This window comes from Streptomyces sp. CNB091 (genome assembly GCF_000377965.1).
The window spans coordinates 241624-258177 of the sequence record NZ_KB898991.1 but is presented as its reverse complement, the minus strand read 5'-3'; the positions used below and the strand labels follow the sequence as shown (position 1 = coordinate 258177).

Here is a 16554-nt window from a genome sequence, read left to right as displayed (position 1 = left end):
CGAGCGCGCCGTAGCCGGGGCCGGCACGCCGCTGCCGGGGGCGAGCACGCCACAGCCCCCGCCCGGAGCGACCACCCAGGGCACCCCGTAGGACCTCGGCAGCACCGCGACCCCGGCCCACCCCAAGGGCCGGGGTCGCTTTCCAGACGCGTATACACCGCAGGTATACACACCGTGTAGAGTTCCGCTCATGTCTATCGGTCACACCCTCCTCGGGCTCCTGGAGTCCGGCCCCCGACACGGCTACGACCTGAAGCGGACCTTCGACGAGAAGTTCGGCCAGGACCGCCCGCTCCACTACGGCCAGGTCTATTCGACGATGTCCCGGCTCCTGAAGAACGGACTCGTCGAGGTCGACGGCGTCGAGAGCGAAGGAGGCCCCGAGCGCAAGCGGTACGCCATCACCGACGCCGGGATCACCGATGTCTCGCACTGGCTGGCCCAGCCGGAGAAGCCGGAGCCCTACCTCCAGTCGACGCTCTACACCAAGGTCGTCCTGGCGCTCCTGACCGGCCGCAGCGCGGCCGATCTGCTGGACACCCAGCGCTCGGCGCACCTGCGGATGATGCGCGTCCTCACCGACCGCAAACGCAAGGGCGACCTCGCCGACCAGTTGATCTGCGACCACGCCCTGTTCCACCTGGAAGCCGATCTGCGCTGGCTGGAACTGACCTCTGCCCGTCTCGACCAGCTCGCCAAGGTGGTGGCTCCGTGATTCCCGAAGGCTCCCTGCTCGCCGCGCACGATCTGCGCAAGACCTACGGTTCGACGCCCGCCCTGGACGGGGCGTCGTTCTCCGTGCACCCCGGCGAGGTCGTCGCCGTGATGGGCCCCTCCGGCTCCGGCAAGTCGACCCTGCTGCACTGCCTGGCCGGGATCATCACGCCCGACTCCGGCACCATCACCTACGCGGGCCGCGAGCTGTCCGCGATGTCGGACGCCGAGCGCAGCGCCCTGCGGCGCAGCGACTTCGGCTTCGTCTTCCAGTTCGGCCAGCTCGTTCCGGAGCTGACGTGTGTGGAGAACGTCGCCCTGCCGCTGCGGCTGAACGGCGTCAGGCGCAAGGCCGCCGAGCGCACCGCCCTGGAGTGGATGGAGCGCCTGGAGGTCGACGACCTCGGCGCCAAACGTCCCGGCGAGGTCTCCGGCGGACAGGGCCAGCGGGTCGCCGTGGCCCGTGCGCTGGCCGCGTCACCGAAGGTGATCTTCGCCGACGAGCCGACCGGTGCGCTGGACTCCCTCAACGGCGAGCGGGTGATGGAGCTGCTCACCGAGGCCGCCCGCTCCGCCAACGTCGCCGTGGTCCTGGTGACCCACGAGGCCCGCGTCGCCGCCTACTCGGACCGTGACATCACCGTGCGCGACGGCCGGGCCCGCGACATGGAGCACGCCGTATGACCCTGCTCGAAGAGAAGCGGCCCGTCGCGCCATCGCGTCCGGCAGCGCCCTCCCGGGGCTCGATGACCCTCCGCGACCTCGGCCTCGGCATCCGGTTCGCCGCCGCCGGGGGCCGCGAGGGCTGGATCCGTACGCTGCTGACCGCCGTCGGCGTCGGCCTCGGCGTCGCCCTCCTGCTGCTCGCCTCCTCCGTGCCGCATCTGCTCGACGAGCGGAACGCGCGCGAGCAGGCCCGCAGCGAGGCCCGGATCTCCGACTCGCCCGACGCGAACGCCAAGAAGTCGGACAGCTCGGTGCTGCGGGTCAACACGACCACCGAGTACCACGACCGGACCGTCGAGGGCTATCTGATGCGCCCCGACGGCTCGAAGCCCGTCCTGCCGCCGGGCATCGACCGCTTCCCCGCGCCGGACACGATGGTCGTCTCCCCCGCCCTGCGGGAGCTGCTCGACGATCCCGGCAACGAGCTGCTGCGGGAGCGGCTCCCGTACGAGATCACCGGCACGATCGGCGATGCCGGGCTGCGCTCCCCCGGTGAACTCCTCTACTACGCGGGCAGCGACACCCTGACGCCGGCCAACGGCGGCCACCGGATCGCCGCGTACGGCGACGAGCGCCAGGGCGACGCCCTCCCGCCCCTGCTGATCGTGCTCGTCATCATGGTCTGCGTCGTGCTGCTGGCCCCGGTCGCGATCTTCATCGCCACCGCCGTGCGCTTCGGCGGCGACCGGCGCGACCGGCGGCTGGCCGCCCTGCGCCTGGTCGGCGCGGACATCCGGACGACCCGGCGGATCGCCGCCGGGGAGGCGCTGTTCGGCGCGCTGCTCGGGCTGCTGTTCGGCCTGGCGTTCTTCCTGGTGGGCCGGCAGTTCGTCGGCGCGGTGGAGATCTGGGACGTCAGCGCGTTCCCGGCCGACCTGGCGCCGGACCTCCGGCTGGCGTCGCTGATCTCGTTGGCCGTGCCGCTGACGGCCGTCGTCGTCACCCTGGCGGCGATGCGGTCCGTGGTGATCGAGCCGCTCGGCGTCGTGCGCCGGGGGCGCGACCGGGGACGCCGTCTGTGGTGGCGGCTGCCGGTGCCGCTGGCGGGTCTCGTGGTGCTCGCGCTCTGGGGCCGGGTCGAGGAGTACGCCCCGGTGAACCCGTTCCCGATCACCACGGGCGCCGTGCTGGTGCTGTTCGGGCTGGCCCTGCTGCTGCCCTGGCTGGTCGAGGCGTGCGTGCACCGGCTGCGCGGCGGCCCGGTGCCCTGGCAGCTCGCCACCCGCAGGCTCCAGTTGAGCAGCGGGGCCGCGTCCCGCGCGGTCAGCGGGGTCACCGTGGCGGTGGCGGGGGCGATCGCCCTCCAGATGCTGTTCGCCTCGATGAACGCCGACTTCAACCGGATGACGGGTGCGGACCCCACCCGGGCCCAGTTCGCGGGGTACTCCGAGAACGTCACGGGCGAGGGCGCCACCGCGGCCATCGAGCAGTTCCGCGCCACCAAGGGTGTGGAGGTGGTCATCGGCTCGGTGGAAGCGTTCGCGAGCAAGCCCGGCGACTACGCCGAGGACGACATCCAGCCCACCACCTCGCTGACCGTCGGCACCTGCGAGACCCTGCGCGAGCTGGCCCGGATCGGCGCCTGCGAGGACGGCGACACGTTCGTCGCCCACCCGAAGGACGACAAGGACATGACCGCCTGGGTCGACGAGACCGCCCGCAAGGGCGAGGAGGTCGAGATCGGCTACGGGAAGAAGCCGATGCGGTGGACGCTGCCCGCCGACTCCCGGACCGTGACGGGCCGCACCGACCCGATGGGCGACCCCCACTGGGGAATCATGGCCACCATCGGCGCGGTCGACGCGGGCAAGCTGCCCGACGCGACGATCACCGTCCAGATCCGCGTCGACCGGAGCGTGCCGGACGTCGCCGAGTACGTACGCAACACGGCGGCGAAGGTCGACCCCGGGATGCGCTTCGTCACGATCGACTCGGTGGAACGAGACCGCCAGTACGCCAGCATCCAGACCGGGCTCCAGGTGGGCGCGAGCGCGGTGCTGCTGCTGATCGCCCTGTCCATGCTGGTCTCCCAGCTGGAGCAGTTGCGGGAGCGCAGGCGGCTGCTGTCGGTGCTGGTGGCCTTCGGCACCCGGCGCTCCACGCTCGGCTGGTCGGTGCTGTGGCAGACCGCCGTGCCGGTGGTGCTCGGTCTGGCGGTCGCGGTCGCGGGCGGTCTGGGCCTTGGGGCGATGCTCGTCCACCTGATCGAGAAGGAGGTCTCCGACTGGTGGCTGTTCCTGCCGATGGCGGGGGTCGGGGGCGCGCTGATCCTGCTGGTCACCCTGTTGTCGCTGCCGCCGCTGTGGCGCATGATGCGCCCGGACGGACTGCGCACCGAGTGACACCCGCCTGATCCACCTAAGGCCGGGGCTCCTGGAGACAGGACCCCGGCCGTACGCGCGCTCGCAAGACGCCCGCTCTCAAGACGTCCCCTCTCAAGACGTCCGCTCTCAAGCGTCTTCCGCCACCAGCCGCACCGGCAGGGGCTCCATCGCCTCGCGCAGGGCCGCGGCGAACTCCTCGAACTCGCCGCCCCGCGCCGACCCGGTCCGCATCGCCAGCGCCACCCGCCGGGTGGGCGCCGGATCCGCGAAGTACCCGGTGGCCAGCGCCTCGTTGCGGCCGGTCTCCACCGTCACCGCGGTCCGGGGCAGCAGCGTCACCCCGAGCCCGCCGGCCACCAGCTGGACCAGGGTGGAGAGCCCGGCGGCGGTCGTGGTCACCGGCGCGCCCTCGGTGCGGCCCGCCTCCCGGCAGATGTCCAGGGCCTGGTCGCGCAGGCAGTGCCCCTCGTCCAGGAGCAGCAGCGGCAGTGCGCGCAGCGCGTCGCGCGGGATGTCCGCCCGGCCGCCGAGCCAGTGGTCCTGCTCCATGACCAGCACGAAGTCCTCGTCGAACAGCGGGATCTCGGTGACTCCCGGCACGCCGAGCGGCACGGCGAGCAGCAGCAGGTCCAGCCGCCCGGCGGCCAGGCCCTCCAGCAGTGAGGAGGTCTGTTCCTCGTGGACCTGGAGGTCGAGGTCCACGTAACGCTCGTGGACGAGGCGGAGCACGGTGGGCAGCAGATACGGGGCGACGGTCGGGATCACGCCGAGCCGGAGCACTCCGGTGAACGGGGCCCGGACCGCCTCCGCCTCCTCCATCAGCGCGGCGACGGCCTCCAGCACCGCCCCGGCCCGCGCCGCGAGCCGCTCTCCCGCGGGCGAGAGCAGCACCTTGCGCGTCGTACGCTCGATGAGCTGGACACCCAGTGCCTCCTCCAGGGTGGACACCGCTCCGGAGAGTGCGGGCTGACTCATCCCGATTGCTGCCGCCGCGTCCCGGAAGTGCAGATGCTCCGCCACCGCCGTGAAGGCACGCAGCTGCGACAGGCTGGGCTGCTTACCGGCCGGCTTACCGGACTGCTTGGGACGTATGCCCTGATTACCCTGGCCCACTGATAGGCACCTCCGATCATCTCGACCGAGTGTAGCTATTTCCGTGATCAATGCACTCTGTGCCAAGGTGGAGTTCGTCCAACCCTCAGGAACGCCCCCAAAAGGGGAATTCCAGACGTTGCAAGGAGAGCGCGTGCTCACTGTCGGTGACAAGTTCCCCGAGTTCGACCTGACTGCTTGTGTTTCGCTGGAGAGCGGCAAGGAGTTCGAGCAGATCAACCACAAGACCTACGAGGGCAAGTGGAAGATCGTCTTCGCGTGGCCGAAGGACTTCACCTTCGTGTGCCCCACCGAGATCGCCGCCTTCGGCAAGCTGAACGAGGAGTTCGCGGACCGCGACGCCCAGGTCCTCGGCTTCTCCGGTGACTCCGAGTTCGTGCACCACGCCTGGCGCAAGGACCACCCGGACCTGACCGACCTGCCCTTCCCGATGCTGGCCGACTCGAAGCACGAGCTCATGCGTGACCTCGGCATCGAGGGCGAGGACGGCTTCGCGCAGCGCGCCGTCTTCATCGTCGACCAGAACAACGAGATCCAGTTCACGATGGTGACCGCCGGTTCCGTGGGCCGTAACCCCAAGGAGGTCCTGCGGGTCCTCGACGCCCTGCAGACCGACGAGCTGTGCCCGTGCAACTGGACCAAGGGCGAGAACACCCTCGACCCGGTCGCGCTCCTCTCGGGCGAGTGAGCTGATACCGACATGGCTCTCGACGAACTGAAGTCCGCCATACCGGACTTCGCCAAGGACCTGAAGCTGAACCTCGGCTCGGTCATCGGCAACAGCGACCTCCCGCAGCAGCAGCTGTGGGGCACCGTGCTGGCCTGCGCGATCGCCTCGCGTTCGCCGAAGGTGCTGCGCGAGCTGGAGCCCGAGGCGAAGGCCAACCTCTCCGCCGAGGCGTACACCGCGGCGAAGTCGGCGGCCGCGATCATGGCGATGAACAACGTCTTCTACCGGACCCGGCACCTGCTGTCGGACCCGGAGTACGGCACGCTCCGCGCGGGCCTGCGGATGAACGTCATCGGCAACCCGGGCGTGGAGAAGGTCGACTTCGAGCTGTGGTCGCTCGCCGTCTCCGCGATCAACGGCTGCGGCCAGTGCCTGGACTCCCACGAGCAGGTGCTGCGCAAGGCCGGCGTGGACCGTGAGACCATTCAGGAAGCCGTCAAGGTCGCTTCGGTGATCCAGGCGGTCGGTGTGACCCTCGACGCCGAGGCCGTACTCGCCGAGTAGTGACACCGCACCACCCCTGATACGAGAAGGGCCCCGAGGACGACCGACCGTCCCCGGGGCTCTTCTTTTCGTGTCCCTACTCCTGCGGAGGCTTGTTCTCCCTCGCGGGTTCGCCCGGCGGTTCCTGCGGACCCGGGGGCGCGGGCGCGGCGTGCGCCGGGCTCATCGAGAGGGCGGTGGCCCCGTGGTGGCCGCCCCGCTCGCCCGGTTCCCCGTACGAACGCAGATAGCCGACCACCGTGTTGACCACGGCGACCAGCGGTACGGCGACCACCGCGCCGCCGATGCCCGCGACCAGCCCGCCGGTCGCCACGGCGAGGACGACCGCGAGCGGATGCACCCGGACGGCGCGGCCGAGGATGAACGGCTGCAGGATGTGGCCCTCGATCTGCTGCACCGCCAGGACCACCACCAGCGCCCACAGCGCGGTCCACACTCCCTCGGTGACCAGGGCGACGACCACCGCGAGTGCCCCGGAGACCACGGCGCCGACGAGCGGGATGAAGGCGAACAGGAAGATGAAGACGGCCAGGGGCACGGCGAGCGGTACGTTGAGGACGTAGAGGCCGAAGCCGATGAAGATGGCGTCGATCAGGGCGACCAGCACCGTGCCGCGCACATACGCGGTCAGGGTGCGCCAGGCGCGCGGCCCGGCGCCGGCGACCCCGGGGCGGGCCGCGGCGGGCACCAGTCTGAGCGACCACTCCCAGATGCGCCGGCCGTCGTAGAGCAGGAACAGCGTGGAGAACATCGCCAGCAGCAGCCCGGTGAGGAACTCCACCATCACGGTGACGCCCTGGAGCCCGGCGGAGGTGATCTCCTCGGTGTTGGTGCCGATGGTGTCGTTGAGGTTCTTGGCGAGGTCGTTGATCTGCGACTCGGTGACGTGGAAGGGGCTGTCGAGCGCCCAGCGCTTCAACTCGTCGATGCCGTCGCGGACCCGGTCGGAGAGCGTGTCGAGGTTCTCCATCACCTGCCACACCACGAACCAGCCGACCAGTCCGATGATGACGAACCCGAGCACGGCGGTCACGGCGGTGGCGAGCCCGTGGGGCAGCCCGAACCGCTTGAGCCGGACCACGGTCGGCTGGAGCATCGCGGTGACGAGCAGCGCGGCGGCGAAGGCCAGCACCACGAGCTGGACCGCGCTGATCACCCGCATCAGCACCCAGAGGGTCCCCGCGAGGACGAGGAGGCGCCAGCCGGCCTCGGCGGCGACCCGCATCCCCCACGGGATCGCCGCCACCGGATCGGGCTTGGCGGCGACCGAGGGGGCGTACGAGGGCGGGGCGGGCACCTGCCCGGCGTCGTCGTCCTCCGGGACGGCGGGGGCCCGCGCCACGAGGGGGTCCTCGTCCTCGGCGGCGGCGCGCGCCCGCCGCTCGTCCAGTCGCGCGCCCAGCTCCGTCAGTTCGGACCCGAAGCGGCCCAGCCAGCCCGGTAGTTTCGACATGCTTGCTTTCCTTCCCCCATCTTCGCCACCCAGCGCTCCGCAGCGTTTTCCCCAACGCTCCCCGGGACCGCCAGGATGCGACCGTACACGCGCGAGGCCCCCCACCGTCTGGACGGTGGGGGGCCTCGCGAGGTTGAGAGGGCGGTCCGTGGACTTCGCCCGCTCCGTCTAATACCAGTTGTTGGCCTGCCAGAAGGACCAGGCGCCGCACGGGCTGCCGTAACGGCCGTCCATGTAGCTGAGGCCCCACTTGATCTGGGTGGCCGGGTTGGTCTGCCAGTCGGCGCCGGCGGACGACATCTTGTGACCCGGGAGCGCCTGCATGAGCCCGTACGCCCCGGAGGACTGGTTGACCGCGCGGTAGTTCCAGGTCGACTCGTGGTTCACGATGTTGCTGAAGCACTGGAACTGGTCCGCGGGGACCATCTGACGGGCCATCGCCTTGACGTCGGCCACGCTGTAGGAGCCCTGCGAGGAGAACGAGGCGGCGTCGCGGACGGAAGAACGGCTGGCGCGCTCGGCGTCTTCCTTCTCCTTCGCCTTCTTCTTCTCCGCCGCACGCTCGGCCTCTAGCCGGTCCTCGGCCGCCTGCTTCTTGGACTTGGCGTCCTTGGCGGCCTGGATGCGGGCCGATTCCTCGGCCGACTTCTTCGCGGCGGCGTCGGCGGCGGAGGCCTGGGCATCGGCCTGCTGCGTCAGCGAAGCGGTCTGGACCTGGGCCTGCTGGCCCGCGGGGATGTCTGCGAGCAGCGTGGTGTCGGCTGCGGCCGCCTCGAAGTTGTTGTTGTCGTCGGCGGCAGGTGTGCCGCCCGCAGCAACGCCTACGACGGCGCCAACGGTGGTGACCGCGGTGGCGGATGCCACGGCGAACCCCCGGACCGAGATCCGGCTCACATGGTGTCCTTCCAGCATCGCCCGCTTAGGTGACCTCGCGGGCGCGTTCGTGCCCCTGACACTGGCCTCCCTACTGCGTGGGTCACGGGAGGCGCGGGCCCGATGGGCAACCCCGGTGAGGGGGCTGCCGCGTGGTGCTCGCGGGCGGCATACGGACGTCTCGTGTTGAGTTGTGTGGTGCGTGGCGCCTCTGGAGGTGCCCAAGTGCCGTATGCGGGGCCTGACGGAAGCAAGACTCTGCCGGACGGGAGCGCCGGGAGGCAATTCTGTCTCGCGTGGGAAAGGTCACACCCCGTTTGGCCCCTCGGTTTTTCGGAAATGACGGCGCAGCACAATGCCGCCCGGCTAAGCTCCTTGGCTCGCCGGGCGGCATCAAAGAGACATGCGTGTCAGATGTGGCCTTCCTCCAGCATTTCGGTCACCAGCGCGGCGATCCGCGAACGCTCCGACCGCGTGAGCGTGACGTGGGCGAACAGCGGATGGCCCTTCAGCTTCTCGACGACGGCGACGACTCCGTCGTACCGGCCGACCCGGAGGTTGTCCCGCTGGGCCACGTCGTGGGTGAGCACGACACGCGAATTCGCCCCGATGCGGGACAACACGGTCAGCAGGACGTTCCGCTCCAGCGACTGCGCCTCGTCGACGATCACGAACGCGTCGTGCAGGGACCGGCCGCGGATGTGGGTGAGCGGCAGGACCTCCAGCATCCCGCGCCCGAGCACCTCCTCGATGACCTCGCGCCCGGCGACCGCCGAGAGCGTGTCGAAGACCGCCTGCGCCCAGGGGCTCATCTTCTCGGCCTCGCTGCCGGGGAGATAGCCGAGCTCCTGCCCGCCCACCGCGTACAACGGGCGGAAGACCATCACCTTCTTGTGCTGTTGGCGCTCCAGCACCGCCTCCAGGCCCGCGCAGAGGGCCAGCGCCGACTTGCCGGTGCCGGCCCGGCCGCCCAGCGACACGATGCCGACGTCGGCGTCGAGGAGGAGGTCGAGGGCGATCCGCTGCTCGGCGCTGCGCCCGTGGATGCCGAACGCCTCCCGGTCGCCCCGCACGAGCCGTACGTTGCCCTCGGCCGTCACCCGGCCGAGCGCCTTGCCGCGCTCGGACTGGAGGACCAGACCGGTGTGCACGGGCAGTTCGGCGGCCTCGGGGACGTACAGCGTCTCCTCGCTGAACAGCAGGTCGATCTGTTCCCCGGCGAGGGACAGTTCGCTCATGCCGGTCCAGCCGGAGTCCGTGATGGCGAGCTCCGCGCGGTACTCCTCGGCGAGGAGGCCCACGGAGGAGGCCTTGATACGGAGCGGCAGGTCCTTGGAGACGACCGTGACGTCGTACCCCTCGGCCTGGAGGTTGCGTGCGACCGCGAGGATCCGTGAGTCGTTGTCCCCCAACCGGTAGCCGGCGGGCAGGACACCGGGATCGGAGTGGTTGAGCTCGACGCGGAGCGTCCCGCCCAGATCCCCGAGCGGGATCGGGGCGTCCAGCCGGCCGTACCGGACCCGGAAGTCGTCCAGCAGGCGCAGGGCCTGCCGGGCGAAGTATCCGAGCTCGGGGTGGTGCCGTTTGGCCTCCAGTTCCGTGACCACCACGATCGGGAGCACGACTTCGTGCTCGTCGAAGCGGGCCATGGCACCGGGATCGGCCAGCAGGACGCTGGTGTCGAGAACGTATGTGCGCCGGTCGGGCATGCGGCGCTTGCTACTGGTCACCACGGAAGGACGTACCCCCTCGGACGAGGTCGGGGAGTGCGACGGACGGTCGCGGAGCTTCCCGAAGGGAGAGGACGGACCGGGATCGGGCCCCTGTGCGCGGGCCGGACCACGGCCACCGCGTCGGCCGCAGACTGTCTACGGTCCTTCGTGTGCAAAGGGCCTCCCGGGCGAGCGGCCTTGGCACCGCTCACTTGGATGCGACATCCGCCTGGTTGATGACCGGACGTCGACCTGACAGGGGTATTCCCTTTTCGCGGCGAAGCCATGCCGCCGCATATGACACGGTGTGGAGAAGTCCCGGTGGACGCGCGGTGACCCCCGTACATACGCGATGGCTCCCCTATATAGGGCCTGTACAGGCCCTATATAGGGGAGCCATCGACGGAGGCGCGGGCGCGAGGGGTGTTTCAGGACCTCTCAGGCGCCGTAGCGGCGGTGGCGGGCGGCGTAGTCGCGCAGCGCCCGGAGGAAGTCGACCTTGCGGAAGGCCGGCCAGAACACCTCGCAGAAGTAGTACTCCGAGTGGGCGCTCTGCCAGAGCATGAAGCCCGAGAGGCGCTGCTCGCCGCTCGTCCGGATCACCAGGTCGGGGTCGGGCTGGCCCCGGGTGTAGAGGTGCTCGGAGATCAGGTCGGTGGAGACGACCTCGGCCAGCTCCTCGAAGGTCGTGCCCTTCTCCGAGTGTTCCAGGAGCAGGGAGCGCACGGCGTCCGCGATCTCCTGGCGGCCGCCGTAGCCGACCGCGACATTGACGATTATTCCGTCGATGTCGGACGTCGCCTCCTGCGCTTCCTTGAGCACCAACTGCGTCTCCGGCGGAAGCAGGTCGAGTGTGCCGACGTGGTGGACACGCCAGCGCCCGTCCGCGGCGAGGTTGCGCACGGTGTTCTCGATGATGCCGAGCAGCGGCTTCAGCTCGTGCTCGGGGCGGTCGAAGTTGTCCGTGGACAGCATCCAGAGGGTGACGACCTCGACATCGGTCTCGCTGCACCAGCCGAGCAGCTCGGAGATCTTGTCCGCACCGGCCTGGTGGCCCTGTACGGCCGATCCGCCGGACGCCTTGGCCCAGCGCCGGTTGCCGTCGAGGATGACCCCGATGTGCTTCGGCACCTGGTCGTGGTCCAGGCGGCCTCCCACCCGGCGCGCGTAGAGCCTGTACACCAGGTCGCGGAAGTTCACTGCGTTCACCCTCTCGGTTCCGTACGGGCCCGGGGCCCGCCCTCCCCGTCGCCGGGGGTCCGGGGGCCGTCCCCCGCAGGGGATCGCCGTGCGGTCTGCGCCGCCCGCACGATCCCTCGGCGGTCCGCGCCCCTACCACTGGCACGGCCGCGCGGGCCTTCGCCGCGCCGCACATCGGCATTCCCCGAAGCCGCCACATTACTGCGATCGGGTCACGAGGGCCCAACCCGGTCTGTCACAACTCCGTGATAAGGAATGAAACGTGACTGATTACCTTTCCCCCGACCTCTCCTACCGCGCCGCCGGTTCGCGCTACGACTCCATGGAGTACCGCCGGACCGGGCGCAGTGGCCTCAAGCTGCCCGCCCTCTCACTCGGCCTGTGGCACAACTTCGGCGACGACCGGGCCCTGGACTCCCAGCGGGCGATCCTGCGCCGCGCCTTCGATCTCGGGGTCACCCATTTCGACCTGGCCAACAACTACGGCCCGCCGCCCGGTTCGGCCGAGCTGAACTTCGGCAAGCTCTTCGCCCAGGACTTCACCCCGTACCGTGACGAACTGGTCATTTCCACCAAGGCCGGCTATCTGATGCACCCCGGCCCGTACGGCGAGTGGGGCTCCCGGAAGTATCTGCTGTCCTCGCTCGACGCCTCCCTGAAGCGGATGGGCCTCGACTACGTCGACGTCTTCTACTCGCACCGCTTCGACCCGCACACCCCGCTGGAGGAGACGATGGGCGCCCTGGCGTCCGCCGTGCGGCAGGGCAAGGCGCTGTACGTGGGCGTCTCCTCGTACAACGCGGAGCAGACCGCCGAGGCGGCCGGGCTGCTCAGGGAGATGGGCGTGCCGGCGCTGATCCACCAGCCCTCCTACTCCATGATCAACCGCTGGATCGAGGACGACGGGCTGCTCGACACCCTGGAGGCGGCCGGGATGGGCTGCATCTCCTTCGTGCCGCTCGCCCAGGGCCTGCTCACGAACAAGTACCTGAAGGGCATTCCGGAGGGCTCGCGCGCCACCCAGGGCAAGTCCCTCGACCCGAGCCTGCTCTCCGACGAGGTGGTCCGCCGGCTCAACGGGCTCAACGACATCGCGCGCGGCCGCGGCCAGTCGCTCGCCCAGCTCGCCATCGCGTGGGTGCTGCGCGACAGCCGGATGACCTCGGCGCTGATCGGCGCGTCGAGCGTGCAGCAGCTGGAGGAGAACGTGGCGGCCCTCGCGGGCCCGGCGCTGACCGCCGACGAGCTGAAGGAGATCGACGCCTTCGCCGTGGACACGGCGGGCACGAACATCTGGGCCGGTCGCAGCTGACGTCGGCTCAACGGGGCCTGCGCGCCGGGAGGAAGGGGAGCGCCCCGGGGCCGCGCGGCGGCGCCGCAGTCGGCCCGTAAAAAACGGGCCGGTCCGTGGGGGGGATACGGACCGGCCCGAGGGGGGGTTTCCACCATAACCCTTCGTAAGTACTGTCGCGTGCCGCGCCACTCCACCATTACTCTCCGGATTCACCGGATTGCGCTCCGGGCGGGGCGGCGGACGCCCGTCGGGCCCTGGAGCGCGGTCCGGTACGGCCCCAGTGTCGGCCCCGGTGTCGGCCCCGGTGTCGGCCTCGGTGTCGGCCCCCGTGTCGGCCCCGGTGTCGAGGGGGCGCGGTACGGGCGTCGGCTTGACGCCGCCAGGGCCGTAGAGGACGGAACCTGACCTATAAGGGCTCTAGGTTCGACGGCATGATGACACGATCCCGCGCGACATCGACGGCGGCGACGGCGGCGACGGCGACCGTGAGCTGGACCGGGGCGAACGCCCGGAGGCTGGCCCGCCAGCACCTCCACCCGGATGCCGCCGCCACCACGTCGCCCGGTGCCACCACCCCCGTCGCGGCGGTGGCCTCGATGCTCGGCGCGCACGCCCAGGTGCTGTCGGCGGCCGAGCTGTCCGTGGGGCTGCGCGGGGACGGGCTGACCCGCACGGACGTCCGTACGGCCCTGTGGACCGACCGGACCCTGGTCAAGACGTTCGGACCGCGCGGCACGGTCCACTTGCTGCCCGCGGCGGACCTGCCGCTGTGGACCGGGGCCCTGTCCGCCGTGCCAGCGGGCAAGAACCCCTTCTCCAAGGACGCCCGGATGACCCCGGACCAGGTGGAGGCGGTCGTCGCGGCCGTCGCGGAGGCGCTGACCGGGGCGGAGCTCACGATCGACGAGCTCTCCGAGGAGGTCGTCGCGCGGACCGGGCCGTGGGCCGGGGACCTGGTGATGCCCGGATTCCAGACGATGTGGCCGCGCTGGCGGCAGGTCCTGCACCTGGCCGGCCACCGCGGCGCCCTCGTCTACGCCCCGAACCGGGGGCGGAAGGCGACGTACACCAACCCCGGGTGCACCCCGCTGCCCGGCCCCGGGGCGCCGGCCGCCCTGATCGAACGGTATCTGCGCGCGTACGGGCCGGCCACCTCCGCCCACTTCGCCCGCTGGCTCGCCGCGCCGAAGCCCTGGGCGGCCGACCAGTTTGCCGCGCTGGCGGCGGCAGGGGCGATCGAGGAGGTGACGTTCGCGGACGCGGGTCCGGCGTGGGTGGTCGCGGGCGACACGGACTTCCCGACGTCACCGGTGCGCGGCGTACACCTGCTCCCGTACTTCGACGCGTTCACCATCGCCTCCCAGCCCCGTGAGCGGCTGTTCCCGGGGACGGCGTACGAGCGGGCTCTCGCGGGCGGGCAGGCGGGAAACTTCCCGGTGCTGCTGGTGGACGGCACGGTGGCCGGCGTCTGGCACCTGCGCCGCTCGGGCCGCCGGATCGCGGTGACGGTGGAACCGCTGGAGCCCCTGCCGCCGGCCGGGCTGCGCGCGCTGGAGGAGCAGGTGGAGCGGGTCGCCGCGATCATGGAGGGAACGGCGGAACTGACGGTCGGCCCGGTGACGGTGGGGCCGCACGCGTAGGCGCCGGGGGCGGGGTCCACTCGGGGTGTGCGGGGGTGCGTGGCGCGTGCGGGCCAAGGGCGCGGCTCGCGGGTCAGGGGGGACTCGCGGGTCAGGGCAGGGCTCACGAGTCAAGAGCGCGGCTCGCGGATCAGGGGTGGGGCTCGAAACGGATGGCCATCGTGTCCCCGGCGACCACCACGAAGTCCCCTTCCGCGCACCGGATGACGGCCTGGAGCACCTCCCCGCCGGCGTCCCTCAGCTCCTGGGTGCCCACGACCGTCCACGCTCCCCCGGGCGGCACCGGCGGGAGGACGGCGGGCGGGGTGTGCTGCCACCGGTTCGCCGGTACGCACCAGTCGGGCAGCCTCGGCCAGGCACCCGGGGTGACGTGCAGCGTCCGGTCGGAGGCGCAGGTCAGCAGGACGGACTGGTCGTCCGAGAGGACGAACTCGACGGCCTCCGGCTCACCCGCCCTACCCTCGGGCCGGTAGTAGACCCCGAGGACCGCGGTGATCCTCGCCCCCGTGAGCCAGTCGGCGTTGCCGTGCCGCGCGCGCCCGGCAGGCGCCGCGCAGTCTTCCCTCTCCAGGGTCATGACCGCTCCCCCTCCTTCGCTGTGCCCTTCGCTGTGCGTGCGTCCCGTCGAGTAGGACGGCCGCCCGCACGATCCCGTTGCCTCCGGGGCAAGGCTGAACTGGCGTACGGGGTAGGCGGGTTGACCGGCAGACGGGTCCCTGCCGCCGTCACCGGGGCTTGCGGGCCTCGATCAGGAAGCGGGCGGTGCGGGCGCGGAACGGTCCTTCCGCCTCGATCTGCCGGTGGAGTGCGGCCAGTTGGGGCCGGTACCGCTCGACGGTGAACCCGGGGACCATCCAGATCACCTTGCGCAGGAAGTAGACCACCGCGCCGATGTCGTGGAACTCGGTGCGCAGGGTCTCGGAACGCAGGTCGACCACGTCGAGTCCGGCCGCCGTCGCGGCGGCCCGCGCGTCCTCCGGGTGCCGGCCGCGGCGGACCTCGGGCGGCTGGGGGCCGAGGAAGTACTCGACGAGTTCGAAGACGCTGGCCGGGCCGACCTGCTGCGAGAAGTACGTGCCGCCGGGTGCGAGGACCCGCGCGATCTCCTCCCACCACGTGGTGACCGGATGGCGGCTGACCACGAGATCGAAGGCGGCGTCCCCGAAGGGGAGCGGCGGCTCGTCCGCGTCGGCGACGACGACCGCCCCGAGCGGGTGCAGGAGGGCGGTGGCGCGGGCGATGTTGGGCGGCCAGGCCTCCGTGGCCACGGTGACCGGAGGGAGCTTCGGCGCGGCGGCCAGGACCTCGCCGCCCCCGGTCTGGAGGTCGAGCGCGGCGTGGGCCCGGCCGAGGCGGTCGGCCATCGCGCGGGAGTACCCCCAGGAGGGGCGCTCCTCGGTGGCCCGGCCCTCCAGCCAGGAGAAGTCCCAGCCGTCCACGGACACGGCGTCGGCCTCGGCGACGAGGGCCTCGAACCGGTCACGGGAGGCCGCGGAGTCGAAGGGGAGGGAGGCCGGGACGGAAGCGGGAGCGGGGGCAGGGCCGGGGACGGCTTCGGATGGTTCGGACATACGGGAATCGTGTCAGGCGGACCCGGAGCACGCGAACGGATTCCGCGCCCGTGCGGGCGCCCGCGCGAGGGGCCCCGTTCTCACCCGGCCAGGGCCCCCAGCAGCAGGCCGGTCAGCGCCCCGCCGATCATGAACGGGCCGAACGGGATGCCGGTCCTGCGCCCCGCCCGGCGCAGGAGCACCAGGGCGAGTCCGTACGCCGCCCCGAACAGGAACCCGGCGAACCCGCCCACGAACAGCACGGTCCAGCCGTACCAGCCGAGTGCCATGCCCAGGGCGAGGGCGAGCTTCACGTCGCCGAAGCCCATGCCGTTCGGGTTGATCAGGAAGAGCAGGAAGTAGAAGCCGCCGAGCGCCAGGCCGCCCAGCAGGCCGGAGGTCCAGGACCCCGCGTGCCCGGGAAGCAGCGCGGCGCCGCCGAGCAGCAGGACGGCCGCGGCAGCCAGGGGCAGCGTCAGCGGGTCGGGCAGCCGGTGGACTCGCCGGTCGACGACGGCGAGGAGCACGGCGACGGGGGTCAGCGCCAGCCATCCGACGAGCTCGGGCCTGGCCCCGGTGGCGGCGGCGAGCGCGACACAGGCGGCCACGGTGACCAGGGGGGCGAGGACACCGGGGCCGTAAGCGGCGGATGGGGCGGGAGCGGGGGACGGAGCGGGAGCGGGGGACGGAGCGGGAGCGGGGGACGGAGCGGGAGCGGGGG

The 16554-nt window shown here is 71.5% G+C and carries 15 protein-coding genes; 7 read left to right on the top strand and 8 right to left on the bottom strand.

Annotation, left to right across the window (positions count from 1 at the left end):
- The first annotated feature begins 190 nt into the window (after positions 1–190).
- Genes D581_RS0105150 through D581_RS0105140 form a run of 3 tightly spaced genes read left to right on the top strand, consistent with a single transcriptional unit; the run spans position 191 to position 3782 of the window.
- Positions 191–715 (top strand): PadR family transcriptional regulator, encoded by a 525-nt coding sequence (locus D581_RS0105150; protein WP_018956160.1) that lies wholly within the window; start codon positions 191–193, stop codon positions 713–715.
- Positions 712–1398 (top strand): ABC transporter ATP-binding protein, encoded by a 687-nt coding sequence (locus D581_RS0105145; RefSeq protein ID WP_018956159.1) that lies wholly within the window; start codon positions 712–714, stop codon positions 1396–1398. Before D581_RS0105150 ends, D581_RS0105145 begins: the two co-directional genes overlap by 4 nt.
- Entirely contained in the window at positions 1395–3782 is a 2388-nt protein-coding gene (locus D581_RS0105140; protein WP_018956158.1) for an FtsX-like permease family protein, read from the top strand. The genes D581_RS0105145 and D581_RS0105140 overlap by 4 nt, the downstream gene beginning before the upstream one ends.
- A gap of 108 nt (positions 3783–3890) precedes the next feature.
- Here D581_RS0105140 and D581_RS0105135 read toward each other — a convergent pair whose 3' ends face one another.
- Positions 3891–4877, bottom strand: a complete 987-nt coding sequence (locus tag D581_RS0105135; protein ID WP_020679175.1) for a hydrogen peroxide-inducible genes activator — start codon at positions 4875–4877, stop codon at positions 3891–3893.
- A 133-nt stretch (positions 4878–5010) separates the two neighbouring features.
- On the opposite strand from D581_RS0105135, the gene D581_RS0105130 reads away from it, so the two are divergent.
- Both D581_RS0105130 and D581_RS0105125 read left to right on the top strand, forming a co-directional pair.
- Positions 5011–5565, top strand: coding sequence for a peroxiredoxin (locus tag D581_RS0105130; RefSeq protein WP_007452441.1), 555 nt, complete (start codon positions 5011–5013; stop codon positions 5563–5565).
- Positions 5566–5577: 12 nt separating this feature from the next.
- Positions 5578–6111, top strand: a complete 534-nt coding sequence (locus D581_RS0105125) for an alkyl hydroperoxide reductase (protein ID WP_003966620.1) — start codon at positions 5578–5580, stop codon at positions 6109–6111.
- Positions 6112–6187: 76 nt separating this feature from the next.
- Here the strand turns inward: D581_RS0105125 and D581_RS0105120 are convergent, their stop codons facing one another.
- The 4 genes from D581_RS0105120 to D581_RS0105105 form a co-directional block, all read right to left on the bottom strand.
- The gene (locus tag D581_RS0105120; RefSeq protein ID WP_018956156.1) at positions 6188–7564 is read right to left on the bottom strand and encodes an AI-2E family transporter; all 1377 of its coding nucleotides are present in this window, start codon (positions 7562–7564) and stop codon (positions 6188–6190) included.
- 168 nt (positions 7565–7732) lie between these two features.
- Positions 7733–8458, bottom strand: coding sequence for an aggregation-promoting factor C-terminal-like domain-containing protein (locus D581_RS0105115; protein ID WP_018956155.1), 726 nt, complete (start codon positions 8456–8458; stop codon positions 7733–7735).
- Between the two features lie 389 nt (positions 8459–8847).
- Positions 8848–10170 carry an RNA 5'-3' helicase PhoH2 gene (phoH2, locus tag D581_RS0105110; RefSeq protein ID WP_026290223.1) on the bottom strand — a complete coding sequence of 441 codons (1323 nt, stop codon included), beginning with the start codon at positions 10168–10170 and terminating at the stop codon, positions 8848–8850.
- A gap of 417 nt (positions 10171–10587) precedes the next feature.
- Complete coding sequence (locus tag D581_RS0105105; protein WP_018956153.1) at positions 10588–11349, bottom strand: isoprenyl transferase; 762 nt, start codon at positions 11347–11349, stop codon at positions 10588–10590.
- 262 nt (positions 11350–11611) lie between these two features.
- Between D581_RS0105105 and mgrA the strand changes: the two genes are divergently transcribed.
- Together mgrA and D581_RS0105095 are read left to right on the top strand one after the other, a co-directional pair.
- Positions 11612–12661 (top strand): L-glyceraldehyde 3-phosphate reductase, encoded by a 1050-nt coding sequence (gene mgrA / locus D581_RS0105100; protein ID WP_018956152.1) that lies wholly within the window; start codon positions 11612–11614, stop codon positions 12659–12661.
- A gap of 413 nt (positions 12662–13074) precedes the next feature.
- Entirely contained in the window at positions 13075–14283 is a 1209-nt protein-coding gene (locus D581_RS0105095; RefSeq protein ID WP_018956151.1) for a winged helix DNA-binding domain-containing protein, read from the top strand.
- 130 nt (positions 14284–14413) lie between these two features.
- On the opposite strand, the gene D581_RS0105090 is transcribed toward D581_RS0105095, so the two are convergent.
- The 3 genes from D581_RS0105090 to D581_RS01000000136870 all read right to left on the bottom strand — a co-directional run.
- Positions 14414–14860 (bottom strand): hypothetical protein, encoded by a 447-nt coding sequence (locus D581_RS0105090; RefSeq protein ID WP_018956150.1) that lies wholly within the window; start codon positions 14858–14860, stop codon positions 14414–14416.
- Positions 14861–15008: 148 nt separating this feature from the next.
- Positions 15009–15854: a class I SAM-dependent methyltransferase gene (locus tag D581_RS0105085; RefSeq protein ID WP_018956149.1), complete on the bottom strand. Its 846-nt coding sequence runs from the start codon at positions 15852–15854 to the stop codon at positions 15009–15011.
- 80 nt (positions 15855–15934) lie between these two features.
- A partial coding sequence (locus D581_RS01000000136870) for a prepilin peptidase (RefSeq protein ID WP_486585798.1) occupies positions 15935–16554 on the bottom strand: 620 nt, incomplete at its 5' end.

Coding starts and splice junctions, on each gene's coding strand:
- D581_RS0105120 (WP_018956156.1), bottom strand. CDS start 7,564: ATGTCGAAACTACCGGGCTGGCTGGGCCGCTTCGGGTCCGAACTGACG.
- D581_RS0105140 (WP_018956158.1), top strand. CDS start 1,395: ATGACCCTGCTCGAAGAGAAGCGGCCCGTCGCGCCATCGCGTCCGGCA.
- D581_RS0105090 (WP_018956150.1), bottom strand. CDS start 14,860: ATGACCCTGGAGAGGGAAGACTGCGCGGCGCCTGCCGGGCGCGCGCGG.
- D581_RS0105085 (WP_018956149.1), bottom strand. CDS start 15,854: ATGTCCGAACCATCCGAAGCCGTCCCCGGCCCTGCCCCCGCTCCCGCT.
- D581_RS0105150 (WP_018956160.1), top strand. CDS start 191: ATGTCTATCGGTCACACCCTCCTCGGGCTCCTGGAGTCCGGCCCCCGA.
- D581_RS0105095 (WP_018956151.1), top strand. CDS start 13,075: ATGATGACACGATCCCGCGCGACATCGACGGCGGCGACGGCGGCGACG.
- D581_RS0105125 (WP_003966620.1), top strand. CDS start 5,578: ATGGCTCTCGACGAACTGAAGTCCGCCATACCGGACTTCGCCAAGGAC.